Source organism: Acidimicrobiales bacterium (assembly GCA_030747595.1).
Lineage (GTDB): Bacteria > Actinomycetota > Acidimicrobiia > Acidimicrobiales > MedAcidi-G1 > UBA9410.
The window spans coordinates 1-3,046 of record JASLKK010000028.1; the positions used below are offsets into that span (position 1 = coordinate 1).

Sequence of the window (3,046 nt, forward strand, 5' to 3'; positions counted from 1 at the left end):
CAGGGCCCGGCCGTCGGACGGTCTCGTCGATGAGGAAGTCGACCACCTCTCGAAGCGCCTCCTGTGGTTCGGCACCATTAGCCACGGCGGCCTCGTGGATCGCCACTTGGCGATGCGCACTGGTTCCTGTCTCAAGGATCTGGCGTGTGGCGAACAGTTCGTCCGAACACCCAAGTTCAGAAGCTGCCGGAGCCAGCATCTCCTGCAGTTCGTCTACCAGGTCGCCAAACGGCACCAGGGCCCCGACGCCGAAGTCGATCATGCCGCTGTCGATGCCATACCGCTGGGCTCGCCAGCGGTTCTCCTCAACCAGCATGTTCGAATAGCTGCGCCAGCTCTGGTTACTGCGCTTCAACTCGTGGAGCATCCAAAGCACACACTGGTAGATCGCTGCCACCGAGGACCCATGGGTCGCGTTCGTACACACGTCGGCGATTCGCATCTCGAGCGTCGGGTACCGGACCGAGGGGCGCAGATCCCACCACAACTTGCTGGCGTCCTCCATCACCCCGGCATTGACAAGGACCTGGACGTGGCGTCGGTAGTCAACCCACGACTCGAACACCTCAGGAAGCCCGGTGCGAGGCATCCCGTCAAAGACCGAAAGGCGGAAGCTGCGCAGCCCGGTATCCACACCGTGCCAGAACGGCGACGACGTCGAGAGCGCCAGCATGTGGGGCAAGAAGTAGGAGGCCTGGCGCATTAGGTCGATACGTAGGTCGTCGTCATCAAGGCCGACGTGCACGTGCATCCCGCAGATAAGCATGCGACGGGCAATGACCTGATGGTCCTCCTCCAGCTTGTCGTACCGCTCGCTGCGTGTCTGCGATTGCGATGCCCAGGTGCCGAACGGATGGGTCGAGGAAGCGATGATCGCATAGCCAAACTCTGTGACGATCTCGGAGAGCGTCGACCGGAGTTCCACAATTTCGGCTGCCGCCTGGGGCACGGAGGCGCACTTGCTAGTCCCCACCTCAAGTTGCGACTGGAGGAACTCCGTGGTCATCCGGCCGTCGGTGCGGTCAGCGCCTTGTTCCAACAACTCGCTGGGGGGGTGAGCAACCAAGTCACGACCCTCCCGGTCCACAAGGAGATACTCCTCCTCGATACCGATCGTAAATGAAGGCTCATTCACCACCCGCTGTGTACTCCGTTCTCCACGTCGATCAGCGATAGGGCTACGACGAAGGGTGCCTTGCCCCAGCCGGTTGGGATACAGAAATTTTCGCGCTGCTCCATGCTTCAAGTATCGCCCAGCCAGCAGGCGCCCGCCCGCTGAGGCACCCTCCATGCACTCCCTCGGCAACCACTCTGGGCAGTACTGGGACGTGCGGCCAAAGACCCATTCTGTCTTTGATGGCCCGCTCTGGGGGGCGTACCACCAAAGCCAGAATGGAAAAGCCCAGAAGTCTCAAGTCCCGGCGCAACAACCGCCGACACAGGGACATGACAGAGACATGGGAACCATTCAGAACACCGCCGCTCTCTATCTCCGCAGGTCGTCACTCGACGACCGGGCCGCGGACAACCGGAGCCCCTGCCCCGGAGGAAGAACCCTGCGCCTCTCGAATGCCGATTAGCGGTCGTACAGTGTGGGCGTCCGATTGTCCGGATGGTTTGTACCAACGTTTGTTGACAAGACGTGGTCCTCATAGATCCTGTCAGCGAAGTCATTCCATCCGGAATCCTGTCGACCGCAGGCCCGCCACGGGTTGGCGACCATCTCGTCGAAGCGGGTGTCCCGTTCGATGCCGAGTGCAGCGGCGGCCTGGTGGATATCCATACCGTGGGTGGTCCGCGGGTCGAGGTGTATGGCCATGCCAGCCAGATCATCCGCCGACCAGGGTGCCGTCATGTAGGGGCGGTCCTCCCATCGCGACAGGGCGCTGTAGGCGCAGTAGGTGTGCTCGAGGCCCACAGCGTGTCCGAACTCGTGGAAATTGATGACGCAGCACGGGTTGTTGACGACGGTGCCCACTGCCCACTCGTCCCGGGCATCCGGCCGGGCTAGGTCCTCGGCGTCGATTACGAAAGCGTTGTGGTACAGGTGGCCGCGTGATCGTTGATAGCCGGCATAGCCATTTTGTGCGCGTGTGGATTCATCGCTGAAGTACGCACCGTTGCCGTTTCGTTGGCATGGGTGGTTTGAATTCGGGTTCCCGGCGGCCATCCAGTCGCCGACGAGTATCCACCGCTCGCAGATGGGGTGGAACTGGGGGAAGTTGACCTCTTCGACGGTCGTCGCGAACCGCGGATCGAGATCGGGATGGATGATGGCGAGGATCTCCAGCATGTGGGCGGCGGCCTCCCAGTCCCCGAGGTCCTGGGTATCGCCAAACAGGAAGTGACGGAGTTCCGCTTCGTAGTCTCTGATCTCCTTGCCGTCCCAGACCTTCCAGGCCGAGTACTCGGGTTCCTCGTCGCCCATGCCGTGTGGGCCGCGGTACTCCGCGAACGCGTAGACGAGGGCCTCCAGGGTGGGTTCGGGGGCGATCAGGTCCGCGTAGCGGGATTGGTCGACGACAATGCCTTCAGGGACGGTCAGGAGTTGTTCGGTCTCGCTTAGTTCCGGAGGAACGAGGCCGACGAACATTGGCGCCTCACAGATCGTCCCGTTGGTGTGCTCGACGACCAGGTCGACGTCGAGTTGAACCGGGTTCCCGGGTCCACGGGGCAGGGCGAACTCGTATACCAGGCCATCGTCGACGGGTACCACGTGCCGTCGCCAGTTCACCAGGCCGAAGCCGCCGCTCCGCCCACTCGACAGGTTGCCGGTGCTGGCCTCTGATGGTCTGGTCCGGACCTCTAGACCGGTCAGGTCCGGGTCGTTGTCGAATTCCCACGTGAGGGTGGTGTCCGTCCGGCCGTAGGTAGTCCCGACTCCGATGTCGGTGCAGGTGCCATTCCAGGAGATCCGGCGTCCGGTCTCGACGACCGGCCCTACCGGTTCCTGGGGCGCAGTCGTGGTTGTTGGTACGGCCGTGGTCGTTGGTACGGCCGTGGTCGTTGGTACGGCCGTGGTCGTTGGTACGGCCGTGGTCGTTGG

At 62.8% G+C, this 3,046-nt stretch carries 2 protein-coding genes; both read right to left on the reverse strand.

What is annotated here, in order from left to right:
- Positions 1-1,135, reverse strand: a 1,135-nt coding sequence (locus QF777_11800) for a carboxylate-amine ligase (protein ID MDP6912226.1), incomplete at its 3' end; no start/stop codon positions are given.
- Positions 1,136-1,576: 441 nt separating this feature from the next.
- Positions 1,577-3,046, reverse strand: a 1,470-nt coding sequence (locus tag QF777_11805) for a hypothetical protein (GenBank protein MDP6912227.1), incomplete at its 5' end; no start/stop codon positions are given.